The organism is Ramlibacter aurantiacus, from assembly GCF_016722895.1.
In the GTDB taxonomy this organism is placed as follows: domain Bacteria; phylum Pseudomonadota; class Gammaproteobacteria; order Burkholderiales; family Burkholderiaceae_C; genus Ramlibacter; species Ramlibacter aurantiacus.
The window spans coordinates 299,458-321,440 of record NZ_JAEQNA010000004.1; the positions used below are offsets into that span (position 1 = coordinate 299,458).

Consider the following 21,983-nt stretch of genomic DNA (forward strand, 5'->3'; position numbering starts at 1 on the left):
CGCGAAGTGTCGCATCATGATGAACTCGTCCGCACCGCCATTTCCAGATGAGAACCCGCCAGGAACACCTCGACACTTTCGCCGTATCCGTCGTTCTCGCCTGCTGCCTGTTCTGGGGTTTCCAGCAGATCCTGATCAAGGCCACGCTCCCGGCCGTGCCCCCCCTGTGGCAGGCCAGCCTGCGCTTCGCCGGCGCCACCGCGGTGCTGTGGCTGTGGTGCCGCTGGCGTGGCGTGCCCTTGTTCAATCGCGACGGCACCCTGGGCGCGGGCCTGCTGGCCGGCGCGCTGTTCGCTGCCGAGTTCGTCTGCATCTATCTCGGGCTGCGCGACACCACGGCCTCGCGCCTCACGGTGTTCGTGTACACGGCGCCCTTCGTGGTGGCGCTGCTGCTGCCGCGCCTGGTGCCGGTGGAGCGGCTCGGGACGCTCCAGTGGACGGGGCTCGCGCTGGCGTTCGGCGGCGTGGCCCTGGCCTTCGCCGAAGGCTTCACGCAGCCGGTGGCCGGACCGCGCCAACTGCGCGGCGACGCCCTGGCGCTGCTCGCGGGCCTGTTCTGGGGCCTGACCACGCTGGTGATCCGCAGCACCCGCCTGGCATCGACCTCGGCCGAGAAGATGCTGTTCTACCAGGGCGGCGTCACGGCGGCGGTGGTGCCGCTGTTGTCGCTGGCCTGGGGCGAGAGCTGGTCGCTGTCGTACCCCGCCTGGGCCTGGGGCTCGATCGCCCTGCAGACGCTGATCGGTGCCTTCGCCAGCTATCTCGCCTGGATGTGGCTGCTGCGTCACTACCCGGCCACCCGCCTGTCGGCCTTCACCTTCCTGGCGCCGCTGTTCGCGCTGGTGCTCGGCGTGGTCCTGCTCGACGAACCGCTCACCGGGCAACTGGTGGTCGCCCTGGCCGGCGTCGCGATCGGCATCGTGCTGGTGAACCGGGCGCCGACGCGTCGCACTTGAGGCGGCGCGCGGCCGGCTCTACCATTGCTTCTCTTTTTGTAGCGAGGAGCAGGACGATGGGGATGTTCGATTGGACCGCGCGGCCCATGGGCGTGATCGCGCAGGGCGGGGTGATCGCGCCGGACGAGCGGCTGCCGTGGCCGCAGACCGCGGTGATGGGCGTGCAGCACGTCATCGCCATGTTCGGCGCCACGGTGCTGGCGCCGCTGTTGATGGGGTTCGATCCCAACGTCGCCATCCTCATGAGCGGCGTCGGCACGCTGATCTTCTTCATCGTCACCGGCGGGCGCGTGCCCAGCTACCTGGGATCGAGCTTCGCCTTCATCGGCGTGGTCATCGCGGCCACCGGTTATGCGGGCAAGGGGCTCAACCCGAACATCGGCGTGGCCCTGGGCGGCATCATCGCCTGCGGCGTGCTCTACGCGCTGATCGGCGCCGTGGTCCACGCCATCGGCACCGGCTGGATCGAGCGCTTCATGCCGCCGGTGGTCACCGGCTCGGTGGTGGCGGTGATCGGCCTGAACCTGGCCGGCATCCCCATCAAGAACATGGCCCAGAGCGGCTTCGACGCCTGGATGCAGGCGCTGACCTTCCTCTCGGTGGCGCTGGTCGCCGTGTTCGCGCGCGGCATGCTGCAGCGCCTGCTGATCCTGGTGGGCCTGATCCTGGCCAGCGTGCTGTACGCCGTCCTCACCAACGGACTGGGGCTGGGCAAGCCGCTGGACCTGTCCGGCGTGGCCAGCGCCGCCTGGTTCGGCATGCCCAACTTCGCGGCACCGGCATTCAGCGGGCAGGCCATGCTCCTGATCGCGCCGGTCGCGGTGATCCTGGTGGCCGAGAACCTGGGCCACATCAAGGCCGTCACCGCCATGACCGGGCGCAACCTCGACGTCTACATGGGCCGGGCCTTCATCGGCGACGGCGTGGCCACCGCGCTGAGCGGCTCGGTCGGCGGCACCGGCGTCACCACCTATGCCGAGAACATCGGCGTGATGGCGGCCACGCGCATCTACTCCACCGCGGTCTTCCTGGTGGCCGCGCTGATCGCGCTGGTGCTCGGCTTCTCGCCCAAGTTCGGCGCGGTGATCCAGGCCATCCCGCTGCCGGTGATGGGGGGCGTCTCCATCGTGGTGTTCGGCCTCATCGCCGCGGCCGGGGCCCGGATCTGGGTCGACGCCAAGGTCGACTTTTCGGACAACCGCAACCTGATGGTGGCGGCCATCACCCTGGTGCTGGGCACGGGCGACTTCACGCTGCGCTTCGGCCAGTTCGCCCTGGGCGGCATCGGCACCGCCACCTTCGGCGCGATCCTGCTGTGGGCCCTGTTCGGCCGCAGCCGGCCGTCGGCCGCCACGGCCGCGGCGGGTGACGCGCCGGTGCGTTAACCGACCGACGGGTCCTGCGCGCGTGCGAGCCGCTCGCTGCGCCAGTACACGTCGTCGCCGCCGTCGAGGCGGTTGAGCACGCGGGCCAGCACGAACATCAGGTCGGAGAGGCGATTGAGGTACTGGCGGGGGGCCTCGCGCACGGTCTCCACCGCCCCCAGCGCGACCACGCTGCGTTCGGCCCTGCGGGCGACCGTGCGGCAGACGTGCGCCAGGGCCGCGCCGCGCGTGCCCGCCGGCAGGATGAACTCCTGCAGGCGCGGCAGTTGCGCGTTGTGCTCGGCCAGCGCCCGGTCCAGCGCCGCCACCGCCTCGGGTTTGAGCAGCTCGAAGCCCGGGATCGACAACTCGCCGCCGAGGTTGAACAGCTCGTGCTGCACCTGCACCAGCAGCTCGCGCACGGACTCGGGCATGGTCTCGCACAGCAGCACGCCGATGTGCGAGTTCAACTCGTCCACGTCGCCCATGGCCTGGACCCGCGGACTCGATTTCGGCACCCGGGTGTTGTCGCCCAGCCCGGTGCTGCCGTCGTCTCCGGTGCGGGTGGCGATCTGGGTGAGGCGTTGGCCCATGGGACTCTCCGATGCGTGGTCGATCGGCCGATTGTGGCGGGCTGGCGCGGCGGGTCGGCGTCCTACGCGGGCTTGCAAGGTCAGCGGATACGGCCGGCGCGCGGGCGACGCCAGGATCGGAGCTGGCCCGGCGTCCGGGCGGGAGACCTGCATGCGTGCGCGCCGACTCACTGTTGCCCTCGGGGCTGCCCTGGCCCCTCTGTTCACCGTGGCCGCGCTGGCCCAGGCCGTCGGCGGAGTCGGCGCGGGCGGAGCGGGGGGCGGCGGTGCCGCTGGCGGTGCGGCCGGCGCGAGCGCGGGCATCGGCCGTGTCAATCCGGGCGCCGCGACCGGCGGCGGACTCGCATCGCCGTCGCCGTTCCCCGGCGGCTTGCCGTCCCCTGTGCAGGGCACGCTTCCCTCGCCCGCGCCCGGCAACCTGCCCTCTCCGCTGCCGTTCCCTGGCGGCATCCCCTCGCCGAGCATCCCCACCCCCGGCGCCGTGGACATCGGCGGCGGCACGGGTGGTGCCCCGGTGGTCCCCGTCGTGCCGGGCGCGGGCGGTGTCCTGCCTGCGCCCGGCCGCGCCGCACCTGCTCCGGGCGGTTTGGCGGGTCCCATCACGCCCACCGACGTAGCCGCCTCCTTCATGGCCGCGGACCGTGACGGCGACGGCGAACTGACCCGGGCCGAAGCGCAGTTCCTGCGCGTGTCGCCGTTGAGCTTCGAACAGATGGATCGCAACGGCGACGGCCGCGTCAGCCGCTTCGAGTACGAGGACGCCCTGATCCCCCGCTGAACAACGGCTGCTGGCGGCGGCGCCCCGCGGCCGGGCATACACTGCCGGCCGTCCTTCATTCCCCGCCGGACGCTGCCATGACCGCTGCCACCCACTCCCAGCCCTTCGTCCCCGAGATCCGCCCGCGCGAGGTCCCGCCCGATTTCGTCACCGCCCTGCAGGACCGCTTCGGCAAGCAGTTGAGCACGGCCATGGCCGTGCGCGAACAGCACGGCCGCGACGAGTCGTCCTTCAGCGTGCCGCCACCGGCGGCGGTGGTGTTCGCACAGTCCACCCAGGATGTCGCCGACGTGGTGGCCCTGGCCGCCCGGTGGCAGGTGCCGGTCATTCCCTTCGGCGTCGGCTCCTCGCTGGAGGGGCATCTGCTGGCGGTGCAGGGCGGCATCAGCATCGACCTGGGTCGCATGAACCGGGTGCTGGCCATCCAGCCCGACGACCTCACCGTCACCGTGCAACCGGGCGTCACCCGCAAGCAGCTCAACGAGGAGCTTCGCAGCACCGGCCTGTTCTTCCCCATCGACCCTGGCGCCGACGCGACGCTGGGCGGCATGTGCGCCACCCGCGCCAGCGGCACCAACGCCGTGCGCTACGGCACCATGCGCGAGAACGTGCTGGCACTGGAAGTGGTCACCGCCAGCGGGGAGGTGGTGCGCACCGGCACCCGCGCGCCCAAGTCCTCGGCCGGCTACGACCTCACGCGCCTGTTCGTCGGCAGCGAAGGCACGCTGGGCGTGATCACCGAGGCCACGCTGCGCATCTACCCGCTGCCCGAGGCGGTGTCGGCGGCGATCTGCTCCTTTCCGGGCATCGAGGAGGCGGTCCGCACCACCATCGAGATCATCCAGCTGGGCGTGCCCATCGCCCGCGTCGAGCTGATCGACGCGCAGACCGTGCGCATGGTCAACGCGCACAGCAAGCTCACCCTGCGCGAAGAGCCCATGCTGCTGATGGAATTCCACGGCTCGCCCGCCGGCGTCGAGGAGCAGGCCCGCACCGTGCAGGAGATCGCGGCCGGCCACGGCGGCCAGTCCTTCGAATGGGCCACCACGCCCGAGGAGCGCACCCGCCTGTGGACCGCGCGCCACAACGCCTACTTCGCCGCCATCCAGTCACGCCCCGGCTGCCGCGCCATCGCCACCGACACCTGCGTGCCGATCTCGCGCCTGGCCGATTGCCTGCTCGAATCCGTGCGCGAAGCCGACGCCAGCGGGCTGCCGTACTTCCTGGTGGGGCACGTGGGCGACGGCAACTTCCACTTCGGCTACCTGATCGACCCCGACGATGCGCGCGAGCGCGAGCGGGCCGAATCACTCAATCGCGCGCTGGTCGCCCGCGCGCTCGCCATGGAGGGCACCTGCAGCGGCGAGCACGGCGTGGGGCTGCACAAGATGGCCTTTCTGCCCCAGGAAGCCGGCGAAGGCGCGGTGGCTCTGATGCGCACCATCAAGCGGGCGCTGGACCCGCACAACATCATGAACCCGGGGAAGATCTTCTCGCTCTAGCCGCTTGCGGCGAGAGCCGCGCTAACCGGCCGGCTCGTACAGCCCGCGCTCACGGCCATGCAGGCGCGCAAGGCCCAGCAACGCATCGATGAAGGGCGTCTCTACGCCCGTGAGCTGCCCCAGCTCGCGCACCGCGCCCAGCAACGCGTCCAGTTCGATCGGCCGGCCCGCCTCGACGTCCTGCAGCATGGAGGTCTTGAAGGCGCCCAGCCTGGCCGTGATCTGGTGCCGGTCCTCGGGCTCCTGCTCGATCGGGATGCCGATGCGCGCGCCGATCTCGCGCGCTTCGAGCATGGCGCGCGAGATGAAGTCGCGCACCAGCGGGTCGGCCATGATCTTGTCGGTGGTGGCGCCGGTGATCGCGCTCACGGGGTTGACGGTCATGTTGCCCCACAGCTTGTACCAGGCGTCCTTCTGGATCTGCGCGGACAGGTCGGTCTCGAAGCCGGCCTTCACCAGCCACTCGTGCAGCAGCCGCAGGCGCGGTGTCCGGTCGCCCGAGGGCTCGCCGATGATCAGGCGGTTGCCGAAGTGGTGCTTGACGAAGCCCGGCTCCAGCAGGGCGCAGCTGGCATGCACCACGCAGCCGATGATCTGCGAGCCGGGGATGCGTCGCGCGATCTCGCCCCCGGGGTCGATGCTTTGCAGCCGGTGCCCCGCCAGCGTGCCGCCGAAGCCCTCGAAGAACCACCAGGGAACACCGTTCATCGCGGTGAGCACCAGGGTCCGCGGCCCCAGCAACGGCCCGATGCCGCGCGCCACTTCCGGCATGGCCGGCGCCTTGACGGCGATCACCACCAGGTCCTGCTCACCCAGCTCGGCGGGTTGGTTGCTGGCGCGCACGGGCGCACCCAGCAGCTGCGACTGCGACTCCAGGCGCAGTCCCTGGGTGCGCAGGGCCTGCAGCGTGGCGCCGCGTGCGACCACGCTCACCTGCGCGCCGGCCTGCGCCAGCTTCACGCCCATCCAGCCGCCGATGGCCCCAGCCCCGTAAATGCAGACCTTCATGGATTCCGACCTCCGTCCGATGATCGCCCGACGATACCTCGCCGGCCCAGGGTCCTAGAGGACAGGCCGCGGCAGGCGCCGCACCATGGCGTCGAACACGTCCTGTCCGGCGCCCAGTCGCACGTCCCACTGCAGTGCGTCGGCCGAGGTCTTGCGCACCACGGCCTCGGGAATGGGAATGGCCGGGCCGAGCGCCGCCTGCGCCACCTGGATCTCGCAGGCGCGCTGCAGCGTCCACAGCCGCACGAAAGCCAGCGGCAACGTGGGTGCCCAGGCGAGCAGACCGTGGTTGCGCAGGATCACCAGCGGCTTGCCGTCCATGCTGGCCAGCAGGCGCGGCCCTTCGTCGGCGTGGATGGTGATGCCCTCGAAGTCGTGGTACGCCACCAGGCCGCCGAGCTGCGCCGAATAGAAGTTGTTCTGCGCCATCCCGCCCTGGGTGCAGGCCACGGCCACGCCGGCGGTGGTGTGCGTGTGCATCACGCAGTGGGCCTCGGGCACGCCCTCGTGGATGGCGGCGTGCACGGTGAAGCCGGCCGGGTTCACCGACCAGCGCGTGTCCTGCAGCTTGTTGCCCTGCAGGTCGACCTTGACCAGGTTGTCCGGCGTGACCTCGCTGTAATGCAGGCCGAACGGGTTGATCAGGAAGTGCTTCTGGCCGCCGGTGACGCTGTCGGGCAGCCGCACCGTGATGTGGTTGTAGATCATCTCCACCCAGCCCAGCATGTCGAACACGCGGTAGCAGGCGGCCAGCTGCACGCGGGCCTGCCACTCGTCGGGGTGCATGCCGGCAGGTGCGGCGGCGGGCTTGTCGGCGGCGTTCATGGGCTTGTACTCCTTGGTGTGCCGGGATCGATCAGGTTTCGTCGCGCAGCCAGACCACCCCGCCGGAGTGCGTCACCGCCCCCTGGTGGCTGGGGCGGACGGTGGCGGCGTATTTCTCCAGCAGGCCGCCGCGCGGCGCCGCACGCGGCAGGCGCTCGGCCAGGCGGGTGGCCAGTTGTTCGGGGGTGAGGTCCACTTCGATGCGCCGGGCCTGTGGCCGGGCGTCGATGTGGATGCGGTCGCCGTCGCGCAGGGCGGCGATGGGCCCGCCGTCGGCGGCCTCGGGCCCGGCGTAGCCGATGCACAGGCCGCGGGTCGCGCCGGAGAAGCGGCCATCGGTCAGCAGGGCCACCCGGTCGCCCATGCCCTGGCCATAGAGCAGCGCGGTGATGCCCAGCATCTCGCGCATGCCCGGGCTGCCGCGCGGGCCTTCGTTGCGGATCACCAGCACGTCGCCGGCCTGGTAGCGCCGGTGCTGCACCGCCTCCTGCGCGTCTTCCTCGCACTCGAAGACACGGGCCGGGCCGCTGAACACCAAGGTGGCCAGGCCCGCGGTCTTCAGCAGGGCGCCGTCCGGGCAAAGGTTGCCCTTGAGCACCGCCACCCCACCTTCGGCGGCGCGGGCGTTCTCGACGCGGCGCACCACCTCGCCGTCGGGATCGGGGGCGTGGGCGAGTTCCTCGGCCAGCGTGCGGCCGGTGCAGGTGAGCGCGTCGCCGTGCAGGAAGCCGCCGCGCAGCAGCTCGCGCAGGATCACCCCGGCGCCGCCGATCTCGTGCACGTCGCGCGCATGGAAGCGTCCGCCGGGGCTGAGGTCGCCGATCAGCGGCGTGCGGGCGAACACCTCGGCCACGTCGTCCAGGTGGAAGCGGATGCCGGCCTCGTGCGCGATGGCCGGCAGGTGCAGCGCCGCGTTGGTCGAGCCGCCGGTGGCCGAGACCACGGCGCAGGCGTTCTCCAGCGCCTGGCGCGTCACCACCTCGCGCGGCAGCGGGGCGTCGCCCGACACCGCGCGCATCAGGATGCGCGCGGCACGCCTCAGCATCGGCGCGCGTTCGCTGTAGACGGCGGGGATCATGGACGAGCCGATCGGCGCCAGCCCCAGCGCCTCGGACACCATGCCCATGGTGTTGGCCGTGAACTGGCCGGCGCAGGCGCCCGCGGTCGGGATGCAGGCGTGGGTCACGGCCGCGAGGTCCTCGGCCGTGGCGTCGCCGGTGAGCACGCGGCCGATGGTCTCGTAGTTGTGCACGGCGTTGATGTCCTGCCCGTGCAGCCGTCCGGGCAGCGCCGCGCCGCCGTGCACGAACACGCCCGGCACGTTGCAGCGCACGATGCCCATCATCAGCCCGGGCAGGTTCTTGTCGCAGGCGCCGATCGCGAAGATGCCGTCCCACTGGTGGCCGCGCGTGGACGCCTCCACGCTGTCGGCGATCAGCTCGCGCGAGATCAGCGAGAAGCGCATGCCCGAATGCGCCATGGTCAGGCCGTCGGAGACCGACACCACCGGGCATTCGTGCGGCATGCCGCCGGCGGCGTAGATGCCGGTCTTGGCATGCTGCGCCTGCTCGCGCAGGTTGGCGTTGCACGGGCTCATCTCGCCGCCCGTGTGGAACACGCCGATGTGCGCGCGCGCGATGTCGTCGTCGTCCTGCCCGAGGGCATGCAGGAAGCCGCGCGAGCTGGCACGCAGCAGGCCTTCGTGCATGGTGGCCGACCGCAGCCGGCGCGGGGTGCTCGAATCCGATCCGCTCATGGCCGGGTCCTCAGTAGGTCGAACCGGCGACGGGTGCGGGCGCCGGCACATCGCTCTTGAACCGCGCCGCCAGCGCGCTGGTGCTGCGTGCCAGCAGGTTGGTGTCCAGGCCCACGGCGACGAAGGTGGCGCCCAGCGACAGGTAGCGCCGTGCCAGCGCCTCGTCGGCGGTGAGGATGCCAGCGGCCTTGCCCGAGCGCCCGATGCGCCCGATGGCGTCCTCGACGGCCTCCTGCACCGCCGGGTGCCCGGCGTTGCCGCCGTGGCCCAGGGACGCGGCCAGGTCGGTGGGGCCGATGAACACGCCGTCCACGCCGTCCAGCGCGGCGATCGCGTCGAGGTGGTCCAGGCCCGCCTGGCTTTCGATCTGCAGCAGCATGCAGACCTGCGCATTGGCTTCCTGCGCGTAGCGCGGCATGCGCCCCCAGCGCGAGGCGCGGGCGCCGGCCATGCCGCGCAGTCCGTCGCCCGGGTAGCGGGCACAGCGCACGATGGCCGCCGCCTGCTCGGGCGTTTCCACCATGGGCACCAGCAGCGTCTGGTAGCCGATGTCCAGGTACTGCTTGATCAGCGCCTGCCCGGCGTGGCCGTGGCCCACCGGCACCCGGGCGACGGCGTGCGTCGTCGGGTAGCCGGCGATCGCCTGGGCCTGGCCCAGCAGCGTCTGCAGGTCGTTGGGCGAATGCTCGCCGTCCACCAGCAGCCAGTCGAAGCCGGCGCCGGCGCAGATCTCGGCGGTGTAGGCGTTGGCCAGGCCCAGCCACAGGCCGATCTGCGGGCGCTTGGCGGCCAGCGCCGCCTTGAAGGGGTTCACGAGTGTCTGCATGGTGGTCTCAGGCGAAATGGAACTCGAAGCGGCCCAGCGTGCCGTAGTCGGCCTCGAACCGGTCGCCGGCACGCGCCGCCACGGGTCGCGTGAACGAGCCGGCCAGCACCAGCTCGCCCGCTTCCAGGCATTCGCCCCAGGGGGCGAGCTTGCCGGCCAGCCAGGCCACGCCGATGGCCGGGTGCCCTTGCACGCCGGCGGCCAGCCCGGTCTCCTCGACCACGCCGTTGCAGCGCAGGATGGCGCCGCACCAGGGCAGGTCGAGTTCGCGCGGCGCCGCCTTGCGGCCGGCGGGAATCACCCCGGCATTGGCGGCGTTGTCGCTGATGGTGTCCTGCACCCGGCGCATGGCGCGGGTATGGCGGTCGAACTGCTCGATGCGCGAGTCGATGATCTCGATGGCCGGCTGCACGTACTCGGTGGCGTCGAGCACGTCATCGACGCCGAGCCCTTCGCCCTGCAGCCGGCGCTTGAGGACGAAGGCGAGTTCGACCTCCACCCGCGGCGCGATGAAGCGGCTGGTGGGAATGGCGCCCGGCTCGAAGAACATGTCGTCGAGCAGGGTGCCGTAATCCGGTTCGTCGATCTGGCTGGACAGCTGCATGGCGCGCGAGGTCAGTCCGATCTTGTGCCCACGCACCTGCCGGCCCTCGGCCCGCTTCATCGCCACCCAGGCGCGCGAGATGGCGTAGCCGTCCTCGAGCGTCATGCCGGGAAAGCGCTTGCTGAAGTGCTCCACCTGCACGCGGGTGCGTTCGCTCTGGTGGAGTTCGGCGGCGAGGGCCTGGATCTGGTCGGGAGTGAGCATGGACGGGGGGGTGGGAAAAAGGAGATCAAGGAAACAAGCCGTGCAGCGAGCTGTGCTTGCCGTCGTACACCTGCCCCGGGCTTTCGTCGACCTGCACGGTGATGCCGATCGGCTCGTCGTCGAAGATGGGCGCGAAGTGGCGCTTGACGGTGGCCAGCAGCGTGTCGCCTGCCGCCCGTTTCACCGCGTCGCTGCGGCCCTGGCCCATGCGCAGGTTGAGGTACATGAAGGCATAGTCGCGCCGGCCGTCGGCCACCGCGTAGTGCCGCGCGGGGTAGGCCAGCACGCGGGTGCCGCCGGTGGGGAACACGGGTTTTCCGGCTTCGTCGCGCAGCGCCAGCATGGCGTCGGCCAGGCTGCGGCACAGCGCGTCCAGATCGGTCTTGCCCTCGAGGTTGGGCGTGTAGAGGATGACCAGGTGCGGCATGGGGCTCAGAGCCGGCTGCTGATGGCGGTGTAGCCCTCGGCCGAGGAGGCGCGCGCCTTGGGGATGGCGCCGCCGGACTGCGGCGTGACCGGGAACACGGCGTTGATCTGCCCCGTGCCCGAGGCGCCGAAGTAGGGCGTGACCACCTCGGCCCGGCCGTCATAGTCGGACCAGCCCAGCGCGCCCAGCAGCATGGCGGTGTCGTGCATGAAGCCTTCGCCGTGGCCCTTGGCCGCGTACTCCGGCAACATGCCGCAGAAGGTCTTCCACTCGCCCTGTTCCCACAGCCGCACCACGTCGCGATCGAGCGTCTCCAAGAAGGGGCTCCAGATCTTGAAGCCGTACTCGGGGGCCAACCCGTTCTGCGCGAAGCGGTGCGACAACGAACCGCTGGCGAACACCGCCACCGTGCCGTCGTAGCGCTCTTCCACGGCGCGCCGGATGGCCCAGCCCAGGCGCGCGCTGTCATCGAGGTAGTGGGCCATGCACAGGGCCGACACCGACACCACCTTGAAGTGCTGGTCGGCATTCATGTAGCGCATGGGCACCAGCGTGCCGTACTCGGGATTGAGGGTGGTGGCGTCGTGCGCCAGCGTCTCCACGCCCATCTCGTTGGCCACCTCGGCCAGCAGCCGGCCCAGCGTCGGGTTGCCCGGGAACTCGAAGGGCAGGTTGCTGATGAAGTGCGGCAGCTCGTTGCTGGTGTACAGCCCCTTCCAGCGGGGCGCGCAGTTGATGTGGTAGTTGGCGTTGACCAGCCAGTGCGTGTCGAACACCACGATGGTGTCCACGCCCAGTTCGCGGCAGCGGCGGCCGATCTCGACGTGCCCGTCGATGGCGTCCTGGCGCGAGCCCTTGCGCGCGCCGTCCAGCTCGCTCAGGTACATCGAGGGCACGTGCGTGATCTTGGCGGCGAGTGCGAGCGTGCCCATGGTCAGGCTCCCCAGTGGGGGATGGGGTGCGAGCCCAGGGACACCGCGACGTTCTTGGGTTCGAGGAAGACCTCGTAGCTCCAGGTGCCGCCCTCGCGCCCGGTGCCCGAGGCCTTGGTGCCGCCGAAGGGCTGCCGCAGGTCGCGCACGTTCTGGCTGTTGACGAAGCACATGCCGGCCTCGATGGCGGCGGCCACGCGGTGCGCGCGACCGATGTTCTCGGTGAAGACGTAGCTGGACAGCCCGTAGTCGATGTCGTTGGCGATGCGGATGGCGTCGGCTTCGTCCTTGAACGGAATGAGGCAGGCCACGGGCCCGAAGATCTCGTCCTGGGCGATGGCCATGCGGTTGTCCACGTCGGCGAACACCGTGGGCAGCACGTAGTGGCCCTTCTTCACCCGATCCGGCAGTTGCGGCGTGTCCAGCCCGCCGCAGACCAGCGTGGCGCCTTCCTGCACGCCGCGTTCGATGTAGCCGCGCACCTTGGCCAGGTGGCCGGCCGAGATCATGGGGCCGACGATGGTGCGCTCGTCCTGCGGGTCGCCCACGGTGATGCGGCGCGCACGCTCGGCGAACTTCTGCACGAACTCGGCGTAGATGGATTGCTGCACCAGGATGCGGCTGCCGGCGGTGCAGCGCTCGCCGTTGTTGGAGAAGATCATGAACACCGCCGCATCCAGTGCGCGCGCGGGGTCGGCGTCGTCGAAGATCACGAACGGGCTCTTGCCGCCCAGCTCCATGCTGAACTTCTTCAGCCCCGCCTCCTTGACGATGCGGTTGCCCGTGGCGGTGGAGCCGGTGAAGGAGATGGCGCGCACGTCCCGGTGCCGCACCAGCGGCTCGCCCGCGTCCTTGCCGAAGCCGTGCACCAGGTTCAGCACGCCGGGCGGAATGCCCGCCTCCAGCGCCAGCTCGCCCAGGCGGGCCGCCGTCAACGGCGACAGCTCGCTCATCTTCAGCACCGCGGTATTGCCGAACGCCAGGCAGGGCGCCACTTTCCAGGTGGCGGTCATGAAGGGCACGTTCCAGGGCGAGATGAGCGCGCACACGCCCACGGGATGGAACAGCGTGTAGTTCAGGTGCGTGTCGGTCGGGTAGGTGTGGCCGTCCACCCGGGTGCACATCTCGGCGAAGTACTGGAAGTTGTCGGCCGCGCGCGGCACCAGCTGCTTGCCGGTCTGCGCGATCACCTGGCCGGTGTCGTCAGTCTCGGTGCGCGAGAGCTCGGGCACGTGCTGCGTGATCAGCTCGCCCAGCCGGCGCACCAGCCTGGCCCGTTGCGGCGCGGGCAGCCCGGCCCAACGGGGGAAGGCTTCCTTCGCGGCGGCGACCGCGGCATCGACCTCGGCTTCGCCGCCGGCGGCCACCTCGGCCAGCACCTCCTGGGTGGCCGGGTTCAGCGTCTCGAAATAATCGCGGCCGGCAACGCGCTTGCCGGCGATCAGGTGGTCGATGCGTGTCATGCGTGGCCTTTGGTGATGCGCGGAGGGCGCCAGCGCCCTCGGTGGGGTGGGTCAGGGCAAGAACACCTTGCCGGGGGGAGGGCGTCTTCATCCGGGTTGCTCCAGCTCGATCAGCCGATCGAGCAACTCATACAACTGCCGCAGGTTCTGCCGGCCAAGCGACTTTTCCATCCAGGCATAGTGCGCCTCGATGCCATCGCTGAGTGCCTGCACCAGCGCCTTTCCTCGCGCCGTGGCCTCGACCACGGTACGCCGCTGATCCTGCGGGTCGCGCTCGCGCTGCACCAGCCCGTCGCGCTCCATGCGCGCCAGCACGCCGCTGAGGCTGGGGCCCAGGATGAAGGCCTCGCGCGCGATGCGCCCGGTCTCCACCGTGCCGTGCTCGCCCAGCACGCGCAAGACCCGCCACTGCTGGTCGGACAGGCCGTGCTCGCGCAGGCTGGGCCGGGTGTGGGCCATCACGGCCTCGCGGGCCTGCAGCAGCAGGCGCGGCAGGTTGCGGTGGGTGAAGCGCGCTGACATGCGGTGGGGTCCGGACTGAATTGCTTAACATGTTAAATGAAAAAGGATTCGCGGCAAGCGCGACGTTTCCCTCATGTCGCGTCCCGGGGTCGCGTCCCGTGCGCAAGTCCTGAAGGCCACGGCCACCCTGGGCAATCGTCCCCACGGCCAAGGAAAAAACCGTCTACACCTACTCCGAGTGCGCTGGGCGGCGGCATGGTCGAAGGCGGGGTGGTGCTGATCGGGGGCGATCCGGGCATCGGCAAGTCCACCCTGCTGCTGCAGGCGCTCGATGGCCTGCAGTGACCCGCCGTTCGCGGCGTAGCGTGCTGCGCGCCGACCCGTCTCGATGTGGCGCGCCGCCAAGGGCTCGCCTCGAGCCTCAATCCATGCCGGTGGCCGGTGAACGGCTGGTCATGGGTGGGGTGGCCAGGGATATGCCCGTTGATCGCGACGCATTTGCGCCGCTTTCGAGGCCCTGCGCGCCGACGCGCAATCGCTGCCGCACCAGCTCCAGATGGGGCCCGAGCAGCTGCGCGATGGCGGCGCGCTGCTGGGCGGCAGCCGACAGGTAAAACAGCTCACGTTTGAGCGTGCGCAGGGCGAAGCCCGGGCTGAGGGAGCCCGGTTGGCCTTCGGCCGCGTGCGCGCGCTCGATAAAGGCGTCATAAAAGCGCAGCAGCTCCGTGGCGGCCGCGACGCGTGCTGTCCTCTGCCACCGGTCGGCCGCCTGCTCGCCACGGAACAGCTGCGGAAGCGGGACCGTAGCGCTGTGCCCGTGCTTGGAGTCGGGTGCCCTCAGGCGCGGCGCATCGGTCTCGTCGTCGTCCAGGGACTCGATGGCGCTGGCTCGGCCAGGGGCGCAAGCGAGCGTCATCGAGCGCAGCGAGCCAGCGCCGAGCTGCAAGCCGTCCGCTCGGGACGCGCTGGCGCTGGCGGGCCGACCCGTGCTGGAAGTCGCCGGTGCCGCTGGAGCGCCCGGGGCCAGCAACAAAAGTTGCTGACACAGCAGAGCGCGCGCCGGCGTGAACCGCCACGGGTCCTCGGCATTTCGCGGCTGGCCGGCCCACTCGATCAGTGCTTCGATGCGCTCTTGTGGCTCCAGCAGTTCAGTGGCGAACACCCGTGGGTCTTGGTGGAGTTCTTCCGCACCGGTCAGCAGCATGCGGAAGGCTCGGTGCAGGTCGGCGCGGGCCGCCTCGTCCTGGGGCAGGAGCGCAGCGTTCAATCGCGGCGCAGGGGCGCGCCAGTCCATCAAGTTGTAACCCCGGGCGATTTCAATGCGCCATGGCGGTGTGTCCGCCTGCCGGTCGCCGGCGGGCCAGGTCGCCGGGTCCGACTCGGGAAACCAGGAGGGGACGTGCTCTTCAGGCCAGCCGGGCCACCGACCGTGCCGCTGTATCTGCATTGCCAGTGCCATTCCGGCACACCAAGTCCGGGTTCGGGCGTTCGGTGCCGAGCTCGTGCTGCGCTGCGCCGCCACTGTGTCGAGGACGGTGACCAGCAAGTCGATCGTCTCCTGTAGGGCCGAACTGGTTAACTCGAAGCGGCACTCCGGACCGCGCCAAGGTGCTGGGTGCAGCCGGTCGGTCAACCCGAGCCACGTGGCGGCGAATCTTGCTTCGTCTGTGCCAGCCAGCATCCGGCCCAGGTAGTGCCTCTGTTGTTTGCCAAGCAAATTTGCAATGCCAATGGCCGCCCGATAGGCGGTCAGTGGAAGTTCCCTGAGAACGGCTCGAGTCGCTCTCGCAGCCTGGTCACGTAGGGCCCATCCGCAAAGTGCAAACTCAACAACAGGTCGTCGAGCTCGAGGGTCATGGATTGAGGCGACCTGGTCCAGCGCGTACGGTCCAGTACCCGCTCGATAAGTGCGGATGCTTGTCGGGCAACTAGGACCGGATCCGCCAGTATCAGCAGCCTACGTGTGAAGCTGACCCCCACCCGCCGCGCTTCGAGGTCAGGCCGAGTCTCCCGCCAGGCAAGTACGAGGAGCGGGACCTGATCGAGCAGTTGGTCTCGAATGCGGTCCGGCATCTGCGCTCCGCCGAGCTCGCGGCCGAGGGCGAATAAAACGTGCGACAGGTCGGATTCGTCGTCGGCGGTCGCCATGCGCACATAGAACTGCTCGATGGCGCCGCGCGCTTCGGGCATTTCGAGCGCCATGTGCTCCAGGACCCTGGCCAAGCCCCGGCTGCCTTGAGCCGGGCGCCGAGTGGTGAGAAGACGGCCTGGCTCTGGAAGAGAGCGCGCCGCAAGGGCGGTCCGGCGGGAGACTGCCGCACCGCGTGGCAACAAGGGGGCTTTGGTGTCGCGGCCGTGCGGGTGTTTGGTATCGCGGGCGCGAACGGGTGGGAAGTGGATCGGTTGCATGTGGATTCCTGCGTGGACGCGTGCGGACGGATGTGGGCGCGGGATTTGTCGCGTTCCGGATGACAGGGTTTCCGAGGCCTAGGTTGGCTTGGTTGGTGGGGGCGGTCTCCTGCCGGGGCAGGTTGTAGTTGGCTTTCGAGATCGAACCCCTGCCGAAGCTGACACGGTCAGCGTTTACCAGGGGATCCGCAGTCTCAGCTTGGTGGGCAGTACCTTGCCAGGTGCAGATGGCCTTCGATGGCGGCTTGGCCTGACCAGTGCGGGCAAGCGCCAGCGCGCGCCGCCGACAATCGCCCGATGGCCAAGGAAAAAACCGTCTACACCTGCTCCGAGTGCGGGGGCACCAGCCCGCGCTGGCTGGGCAAATGCCCGCACTGCGAGGCCTGGAACACCCTGGTCGAGGGCATCGCCGAGGCGCCCGCCGCGCCCGTGCGCAACCGCTTCGCGCCCTTGGCCAAGAGCGCCGAGCTGGCGGTGCTGGCCGACATCGAGGCGGCCGAGGTCGCGCGCACGCCCACCGGCATCGACGAGCTCGACCGGGTGCTGGGCGGCGGCATGGTCGAAGGCGGGGTGGTGCTGATCGGGGGCGATCCGGGCATCGGCAAGTCCACCCTGCTGTTGCAGGCGCTGGACGGCCTGCAGCGCTCCGGCGTGAGCACGCTCTACATCACCGGCGAAGAGTCCGGCGCCCAGGTGGCGCTGCGCTCGCGCCGCCTGGGGCTGGACCGCTCGCAAGTGAAGGTGCTGGCCGAGATCCAGCTGGAGAAGATCTTGGCCACGCTCGCTTCGGCGCAGCCGGCGGTGGCGGTGATCGACTCGATCCAGACCGTCTACTCCGACCAGCTCAGCTCCGCGCCGGGCAGCGTGGCCCAGGTGCGCGAATGCGCCGCCCACCTCACCCGCGCGGCCAAGGCCGGCGGCACCACCGTGGTCCTGGTGGGCCACGTGACCAAGGAAGGCGCGCTGGCCGGCCCGCGCGTGCTGGAGCACATCGTGGACACGGTGCTGTACTTCGAGGGCGACACGCATTCGAGCTTTCGCCTGGTGCGCGCCATCAAGAACCGCTTCGGCGCCGTCAACGAGATCGGCGTGTTCGCCATGACCGAACGAGGCCTCAAGGGCGTGGCCAATCCCAGCGCCATCTTCCTGTCGCAGCACAGCGAACCGGTGCCCGGCAGCTGCGTGCTGGTGACGCTGGAGGGCACGCGCCCGCTGCTGGTGGAGATCCAGGCGCTGGTCGACAGCGGCGGCCCCAGCCCGCGCCGGCTGTCGGTGGGCCTGGAGCGTGACCGGCTGGCCATGCTGCTGGCGGTGCTGCACCGGCATGCCGGCGTGGCCTGCATGGACCAGGACGTGTTCGTCAACGCGGTGGGCGGCGTGCGCATCAGTGAACCGGCGGCCGACCTGGCGGCCATGCTGGCCATCACCTCCTCGCTGCGCGGCCGGGCCCTGCCGCGCGGCTTCATCGCCTTCGGCGAGGTGGGGCTTGCGGGCGAGGTGCGGCCGGCGCCGCGCGGCCAGGAGCGGCTGCGCGAGGCGGCCAAGCTGGGGTTCTCGGTGGCCGTGGTGCCCAAGGCCAACGCGCCGCGCAAGGGCAGCCGCGAACTGGAGGGGCTGACGATCCACCCGGTCGAGCGGATCGAGGAGGCGATGGAGGTCGTGCGGGGGATCACTTGACCCCCCGAAGCGCCTGCGGCGCCTCCTCCCGGGGGGCGCAACCAGCGGCCCGGCAAAGCCGGTTCCGCGGTAGCTGCTGGAAGGGCCTGCCGCTGCGCGGCGGCCTGGCCTTCTCTTCTCCAGGCGGACGTCGAGTTCCTGCCGCTTGCGAGACCGTGCGTAGGCCGGCTACGCAGCATCCGCAGTCGGGGCCGGCGGAGGGCGCGAGACAATTCCGGCCATGAACCGCTTCCAACGATTCCTGATCCCCCTGGCGGGGATCGCCGTCATTTATTTCGCCTGGGACCGTTACGGCTGGCCCGGCTTCGCCGTCGCCAGTGGTGCGCTGCTGATGTGGCTGCTGCTGCATTTCACCCGACTCATGCACGTGCTCAAGCAGGCGGCCGAGCGGCCCATCGGCTATGTGGCCAGCGCGGTGATGCTCAACGTCAAGCTCAAGCCCAAGGTCACGCTGATGCACGTGATGGCCATGACCCGGTCCCTGGGCGAACTGCTTTCGCCCAAGGACCAGCAGCCCGAGGTCTATCGCTGGACCGACCCCGGCGGCTCGAGCGTCACCTGCGAATTTCTCGATGGCCGGCTGGTGAAGTGGTCCCTCTACCGGCCGCCCGTCGAGGCCGAGCCGGCACCGGCGCCGGCGGGCGACACCCCGGCCGCCCCCTAAAATCGAACACTTTTCCCAACGATCCCCAAGGACGAAGCATGAGCGTTGTTCCCAGCATGGCCGACCGTGACGGCAAGATCTGGATGGACGGTGAGATGGTCGACTGGCGCGACGCCAAGATCCATGTGCTGAGCCACACCCTCCATTACGGCTGCGGCGCCTTCGAGGGCGTGCGGGCCTACAACACGGAGCAGGGCACCGCGATCTTCCGCCTGAAGGAACACACCGACCGCCTGTTCAACAGCGCCAAGATCCTGCGCATGACCATCCCCTTCACCAAGGAGGAGGTCAACGAGGCGCAGCGTGCGGTGGTGCGGGCCAACAAGCTCGAAAGCTGCTACCTGCGCCCGCTCACCTGGTACGGCTCGGAAAAGCTGGGCGTGAGCCCCAAGGGCAACCGGGTGCACCTGATGGTCGCGGCCTGGGCCTGGGGCGCGTACCTGGGCGAAGAGGGCATCAAGCGCGGCATCCGCGTCAAGACCTCCAGCTACACCCGCCACCACGTGAACATCACGATGACGCAGGCCAAGGCGGTGTCCAACTACTCCAATTCCATCCTGGCCAACATGGAAGCCGTGGACGACGGCTACGACGAAGCCCTGCTGCTCGATTCGTCGGGCTTCGTGAGCGAAGGCGCGGGCGAGAACATCTTCGTGATCAAGGACGGCCGCATCTACACGCCCGACCTGTCGGCCGGCGCGCTCAACGGCATCACCCGCAACACCGTCTTCCACATCGCCGCCGACCTGGGCTTCGAGATCGTGCAGAAGCGCATCACGCGCGACGAGATCTACATCGCCGACGAGGCCTTCTTCACCGGCACCGCCGCCGAGGTCACGCCCATTCGCGAGCTCGACCGCGTGCAGATCGGCGCCGGCTCGCGCGGCCCCATCACCGAGAAGCTGCAGTCGGCCTTCTTCGATATCGTCAACGGCCGCAACCCCAAGTACGCCCACTGGTTGACCAAGGTTTAGGCGATGAGCACCACCGTCCCACGCAAGGAAACGGTCATCGAGCTGCTGGCCACCGACCTCAACGGCAACGGCGGCGTCTTCTGCCCCAGCCCCAAGGCCCACATGAAGCTGTGGAACACCCACCCGCGCGTGTACCTCGACCTGGCGAGCAGCGGCGAGGCCAAGTGCCCGTACTGCGGCACCGTGTACGCCCTCAAGCCTGGCGAACACGCGGCAGGCCATTGACCGGGATGGGCCGGAGAAGGCCAGTCGGATGAAGGCATCTCCGTCCACCGCGGACGCAGCCCGCGCGCCCGCTTCCAGCGGCCACCATGGAACCGGCTTCGCCGGGCCATCGGTGGCGCCCCCCTCGGGGGGATTCACGGGGCCTGGCCGCAAGGCCACTCCGGGGGGGACGCTCGTCGTGTCTCCCCAGTGGATCGGGGACGCGGTGATGACCGAACCCCTCATGCGCCGCCTGGCCGCGCGCGGCGAGCGCCTCACGGTGGGCGCGCTCCCCTGGGTGGCACCGGTCTACCGCGCCATGCCGCAGGTGTCCGAGGTGATCGAGTTTCCGTTCCAGCACGGCGGCCTGCAGTGGGCGGCGCGGCGGCGGCTGGGGCGCGAGCTGCACGGGCGCTTCGACACGGCCTACGTGCTGCCCAACTCGTTCAAGAGCGCGCTGCTGCCGCTGCTGGCGGGCATTCCCCGCCGCGTGGGCTACCTGGGCGAGGCGCGGGTGGGCCTGCTGACGCACCGCTTGAAGAACCCGGCCAGCAAGCCGCCCATGGTGGCCTTCTACTCGGCGCTCAGCGGCGAGGCCGATGTGGCGGCCGACCGGCCGCAGCTGAGCCTGCCGGCTGCCGAGCTGGAGCGGGTGCTGAACGCGCACGGCCTGCCGGCACAGGGCTTCTACACCTTCGCGCCGGGCGCCGAGTTCGGCGGCTCCAAGCGCTGGCCGGCCGCGCACTACGCGCAGCTCGCAGCGGCGCTGGACGCGCCGGTGCTGCTGCTCGGCTCGGGCAAGGAGTCGGCCTTGTGCGAGGAAATCGCGCAGGCCGCCGCAGGGCGCTGCCGCAACCTGGCCGGGCGCACCGCACTGGCCGAGGCCTTCGCCCTGATCGCCGCCGCCCGGGCCATGGTCAGCAACGACTCGGGCCTGATGCACGTGGCCGCCGCCTTCGGCGTGCCGCAGGTGGCCTTGTTCGGGTCCACCAGCCCGCTGCACACGCCACCGCTGAACGAGCGGGCACGGGTGCTTTGGCTCAAGCAGGACCCGGGTTACCAGCCGCCGCTCGATTGCGCGCCGTGCTTCGAGCGCGAGTGCCCGCTGGGTCACCACCGCTGCCTGGTCGACCTGGATTCGCAGCGGGCGCTGGCGGCCCTGGCTGCGAGCTCGCCAACGCCGGCAGTCGCACGCTGAAGCACGCACCGCCGCCGGGCTGGCCGTCGCAGCGCACGCTGCCGCCGTGCCGCTGCGCGATCGACCTGACCAGCGCCAGCCCCAGGCCCACCCCGCCGGCCCGTTCGCTGGCGCCGGGCAGCCGGTAGAACGGCTCGAAGATGCGTTCCCGCAGCGCGGGCGGCACGCCGGGGCCCTGGTCGCGAACCCGCAGCACGGCATCGCCGCCTTCTTGCCCGACCTCGACGGTGACCGGGCCGTCGCTGTAGCGGCGCGCGTTCTCCAGCAGGTTGCGCACCAGTCGCCGCAGCAGGCGGGGAATCCCTTGCACCAGCACTGGCCGCTCTTCGGCCGCCGCCAGCAGCTCGGCCCCGGTGCGGGCGGATTCTTCCGCCGCCAGGCCGGTGAGGTCCACCGGCTCGGTCGGCCCCAGGTCCAGGTCGCGCGCGTCCAGCCGGCTGGCCAGCAGGATCTCGTCGATCAGCTGGTCCAGCTCGGCGATGTCACGGGCGATCTCCGACCGCGCGGCCCGCGGGTCACCGCCGCCGTTCATCAGCTCCAGCCCCATGCGGATACGCGCCAGGGGCGAGCGCAATTCGTGCGACGCGTTGGCCAGCAGGGATTTCTGGCTTTGCACCAGCTGCTCGACGCGCGCGGCCGCGTGGTTGAAGCGGCGCGCGAGGTGGGCGGCCTCGTCGGAGCCGGATTCGTCCACCCGTGCGCTCAGGTCGCCGGCGCCCCAGCGCTCCACCCCGCTGTGCAGGGCCTCCAGCCGCCTGGTCAGGCGTCGCACCACCGGGTAGCTGCCGATGGCCACGGCCAGGGCGGTGAAGGCCAGCATCCAGAAAAAGCCGGTGGTGCCGCGGAACCAGGGCCGCGGCGGCGGCCCGCCTCCGGGAGGGCGCGGCCGCACCGGCAGCTGCACGTACACGGTGCTGCCGTCGTCCAGCGGCACCCGGAATTCCAGCCCCTCGCCTGGAACGAACAACGGCCGCCCGCGCGACTGTCCCAGCACCTCGCCCGACTCGCTGCGGATGATCATCTCCCGCGCCGGCCGCTCGTCGCGCGCGGCCTGCCACCACCAGCCCACCACCCCGCTGATCAGGGCCACGGCCGCCACCACGGCGAGCCAGATGCGCAGGTAGAGCGGAAACCGCGTGATGGGCATCACGTCCTCG

General features: G+C 70.5%; 21 protein-coding genes and 1 pseudogene. 9 read left to right on the forward strand and 13 right to left on the reverse strand.

Features of this window, described 5'->3' with window-relative positions:
- Positions 1-47: 47 nt before the first annotated feature.
- Positions 48-956, forward strand: coding sequence for a DMT family transporter (locus JI739_RS13330; RefSeq protein ID WP_201684403.1), 909 nt, complete (start codon positions 48-50; stop codon positions 954-956).
- Between the two features lie 56 nt (positions 957-1,012).
- Entirely contained in the window at positions 1,013-2,341 is a 1,329-nt protein-coding gene (locus tag JI739_RS13335; protein ID WP_435531606.1) for a solute carrier family 23 protein, read from the forward strand.
- Here JI739_RS13335 and JI739_RS13340 read toward each other — a convergent pair.
- Positions 2,338-2,913, reverse strand: coding sequence for a cob(I)yrinic acid a,c-diamide adenosyltransferase (locus JI739_RS13340; RefSeq protein ID WP_201684404.1), 576 nt, complete (start codon positions 2,911-2,913; stop codon positions 2,338-2,340). The genes JI739_RS13335 and JI739_RS13340 overlap by 4 nt on opposite strands.
- A gap of 151 nt (positions 2,914-3,064) precedes the next feature.
- On the opposite strand from JI739_RS13340, the gene JI739_RS13345 reads away from it, so the two are divergent.
- Both JI739_RS13345 and JI739_RS13350 read left to right on the forward strand, forming a co-directional pair.
- Positions 3,065-3,691 carry an EF-hand domain-containing protein gene (locus tag JI739_RS13345; protein WP_201684405.1) on the forward strand — a complete coding sequence of 209 codons (627 nt, stop codon included), beginning with the start codon at positions 3,065-3,067 and terminating at the stop codon, positions 3,689-3,691.
- 77 nt (positions 3,692-3,768) lie between these two features.
- Positions 3,769-5,193, forward strand: coding sequence for an FAD-binding oxidoreductase (locus tag JI739_RS13350; RefSeq protein WP_201684406.1), 1,425 nt, complete (start codon positions 3,769-3,771; stop codon positions 5,191-5,193).
- A gap of 21 nt (positions 5,194-5,214) precedes the next feature.
- On the opposite strand, the gene JI739_RS13355 is transcribed toward JI739_RS13350, so the two are convergent.
- The 11 genes from JI739_RS13355 to JI739_RS13405 all read right to left on the reverse strand — a co-directional run bounded on the left by JI739_RS13355 (position 5,215) and on the right by JI739_RS13405 (position 15,902).
- Positions 5,215-6,201: a 2-dehydropantoate 2-reductase gene (locus tag JI739_RS13355; RefSeq protein ID WP_201684407.1), complete on the reverse strand. Its 987-nt coding sequence runs from the start codon at positions 6,199-6,201 to the stop codon at positions 5,215-5,217.
- A 54-nt stretch (positions 6,202-6,255) separates the two neighbouring features.
- The gene (locus tag JI739_RS13360; protein ID WP_201684408.1) at positions 6,256-7,026 is read right to left on the reverse strand and encodes a class II aldolase/adducin family protein; all 771 of its coding nucleotides are present in this window, start codon (positions 7,024-7,026) and stop codon (positions 6,256-6,258) included.
- A gap of 31 nt (positions 7,027-7,057) precedes the next feature.
- Positions 7,058-8,782: a dihydroxy-acid dehydratase gene (gene ilvD / locus JI739_RS13365; protein ID WP_201684409.1), complete on the reverse strand. Its 1,725-nt coding sequence runs from the start codon at positions 8,780-8,782 to the stop codon at positions 7,058-7,060.
- Positions 8,783-8,792: 10 nt separating this feature from the next.
- Positions 8,793-9,608, reverse strand: a complete 816-nt coding sequence (locus tag JI739_RS13370; RefSeq protein WP_201684410.1) for an aldolase/citrate lyase family protein — start codon at positions 9,606-9,608, stop codon at positions 8,793-8,795.
- Positions 9,609-9,615: 7 nt separating this feature from the next.
- On the reverse strand, positions 9,616-10,416 hold the full coding sequence (hpaH, locus tag JI739_RS13375) for a 2-oxo-hept-4-ene-1,7-dioate hydratase (protein ID WP_201684411.1): 801 nt from the start codon (positions 10,414-10,416) through the stop codon (positions 9,616-9,618).
- Positions 10,417-10,441: 25 nt separating this feature from the next.
- Positions 10,442-10,843 (reverse strand): 5-carboxymethyl-2-hydroxymuconate Delta-isomerase, encoded by a 402-nt coding sequence (locus JI739_RS13380; protein WP_201684412.1) that lies wholly within the window; start codon positions 10,841-10,843, stop codon positions 10,442-10,444.
- Positions 10,844-10,848: 5 nt separating this feature from the next.
- Complete coding sequence (hpaD, locus tag JI739_RS13385; RefSeq protein ID WP_201684413.1) at positions 10,849-11,775, reverse strand: 3,4-dihydroxyphenylacetate 2,3-dioxygenase; 927 nt, start codon at positions 11,773-11,775, stop codon at positions 10,849-10,851.
- A 2-nt stretch (positions 11,776-11,777) separates the two neighbouring features.
- Positions 11,778-13,238, reverse strand: a complete 1,461-nt coding sequence (gene hpaE, locus JI739_RS13390) for a 5-carboxymethyl-2-hydroxymuconate semialdehyde dehydrogenase (RefSeq protein ID WP_201684414.1) — start codon at positions 13,236-13,238, stop codon at positions 11,778-11,780.
- Positions 13,239-13,325: 87 nt separating this feature from the next.
- Positions 13,326-13,760, reverse strand: a complete 435-nt coding sequence (gene hpaR / locus JI739_RS13395) for a homoprotocatechuate degradation operon regulator HpaR (RefSeq protein WP_201684415.1) — start codon at positions 13,758-13,760, stop codon at positions 13,326-13,328.
- Between the two features lie 361 nt (positions 13,761-14,121).
- Positions 14,122-15,246 carry a hypothetical protein gene (locus tag JI739_RS13400; protein WP_201684416.1) on the reverse strand — a complete coding sequence of 375 codons (1,125 nt, stop codon included), beginning with the start codon at positions 15,244-15,246 and terminating at the stop codon, positions 14,122-14,124.
- Between the two features lie 203 nt (positions 15,247-15,449).
- The gene (locus tag JI739_RS13405) at positions 15,450-15,902 is read right to left on the reverse strand and encodes a hypothetical protein (RefSeq protein WP_201684417.1); all 453 of its coding nucleotides are present in this window, start codon (positions 15,900-15,902) and stop codon (positions 15,450-15,452) included.
- Positions 15,903-16,406: 504 nt separating this feature from the next.
- Here JI739_RS13405 and radA point away from each other — a divergent pair.
- The 5 genes and pseudogenes from radA to waaF form a co-directional block, all read left to right on the forward strand.
- A complete protein-coding gene (gene radA / locus JI739_RS13410; protein ID WP_201684418.1) occupies positions 16,407-17,786 on the forward strand; it encodes a DNA repair protein RadA in 1,380 nt (459 codons plus the stop codon).
- 220 nt (positions 17,787-18,006) lie between these two features.
- Positions 18,007-18,450, forward strand: a complete 444-nt coding sequence (locus tag JI739_RS13415) for a glycerate kinase (RefSeq protein ID WP_201684419.1) — start codon at positions 18,007-18,009, stop codon at positions 18,448-18,450.
- A gap of 38 nt (positions 18,451-18,488) precedes the next feature.
- Complete coding sequence (locus JI739_RS13420) at positions 18,489-19,424, forward strand: branched-chain amino acid transaminase (RefSeq protein WP_201684420.1); 936 nt, start codon at positions 18,489-18,491, stop codon at positions 19,422-19,424.
- A gap of 3 nt (positions 19,425-19,427) precedes the next feature.
- Entirely contained in the window at positions 19,428-19,649 is a 222-nt protein-coding gene (locus tag JI739_RS13425; protein WP_201684421.1) for a zinc-finger domain-containing protein, read from the forward strand.
- A gap of 223 nt (positions 19,650-19,872) precedes the next feature.
- A pseudogene (gene waaF, locus JI739_RS13430) lies at positions 19,873-20,730 on the forward strand (lipopolysaccharide heptosyltransferase II); the annotation flags it as partial.
- On the opposite strand, the gene JI739_RS13435 reads toward waaF, so the two are convergent.
- Positions 20,669-21,973, reverse strand: coding sequence for a sensor histidine kinase (locus JI739_RS13435; protein ID WP_236589555.1), 1,305 nt, complete (start codon positions 21,971-21,973; stop codon positions 20,669-20,671). The pseudogene waaF and the gene JI739_RS13435 overlap by 62 nt on opposite strands.
- Positions 21,974-21,983: the final 10 nt, after the last annotated feature.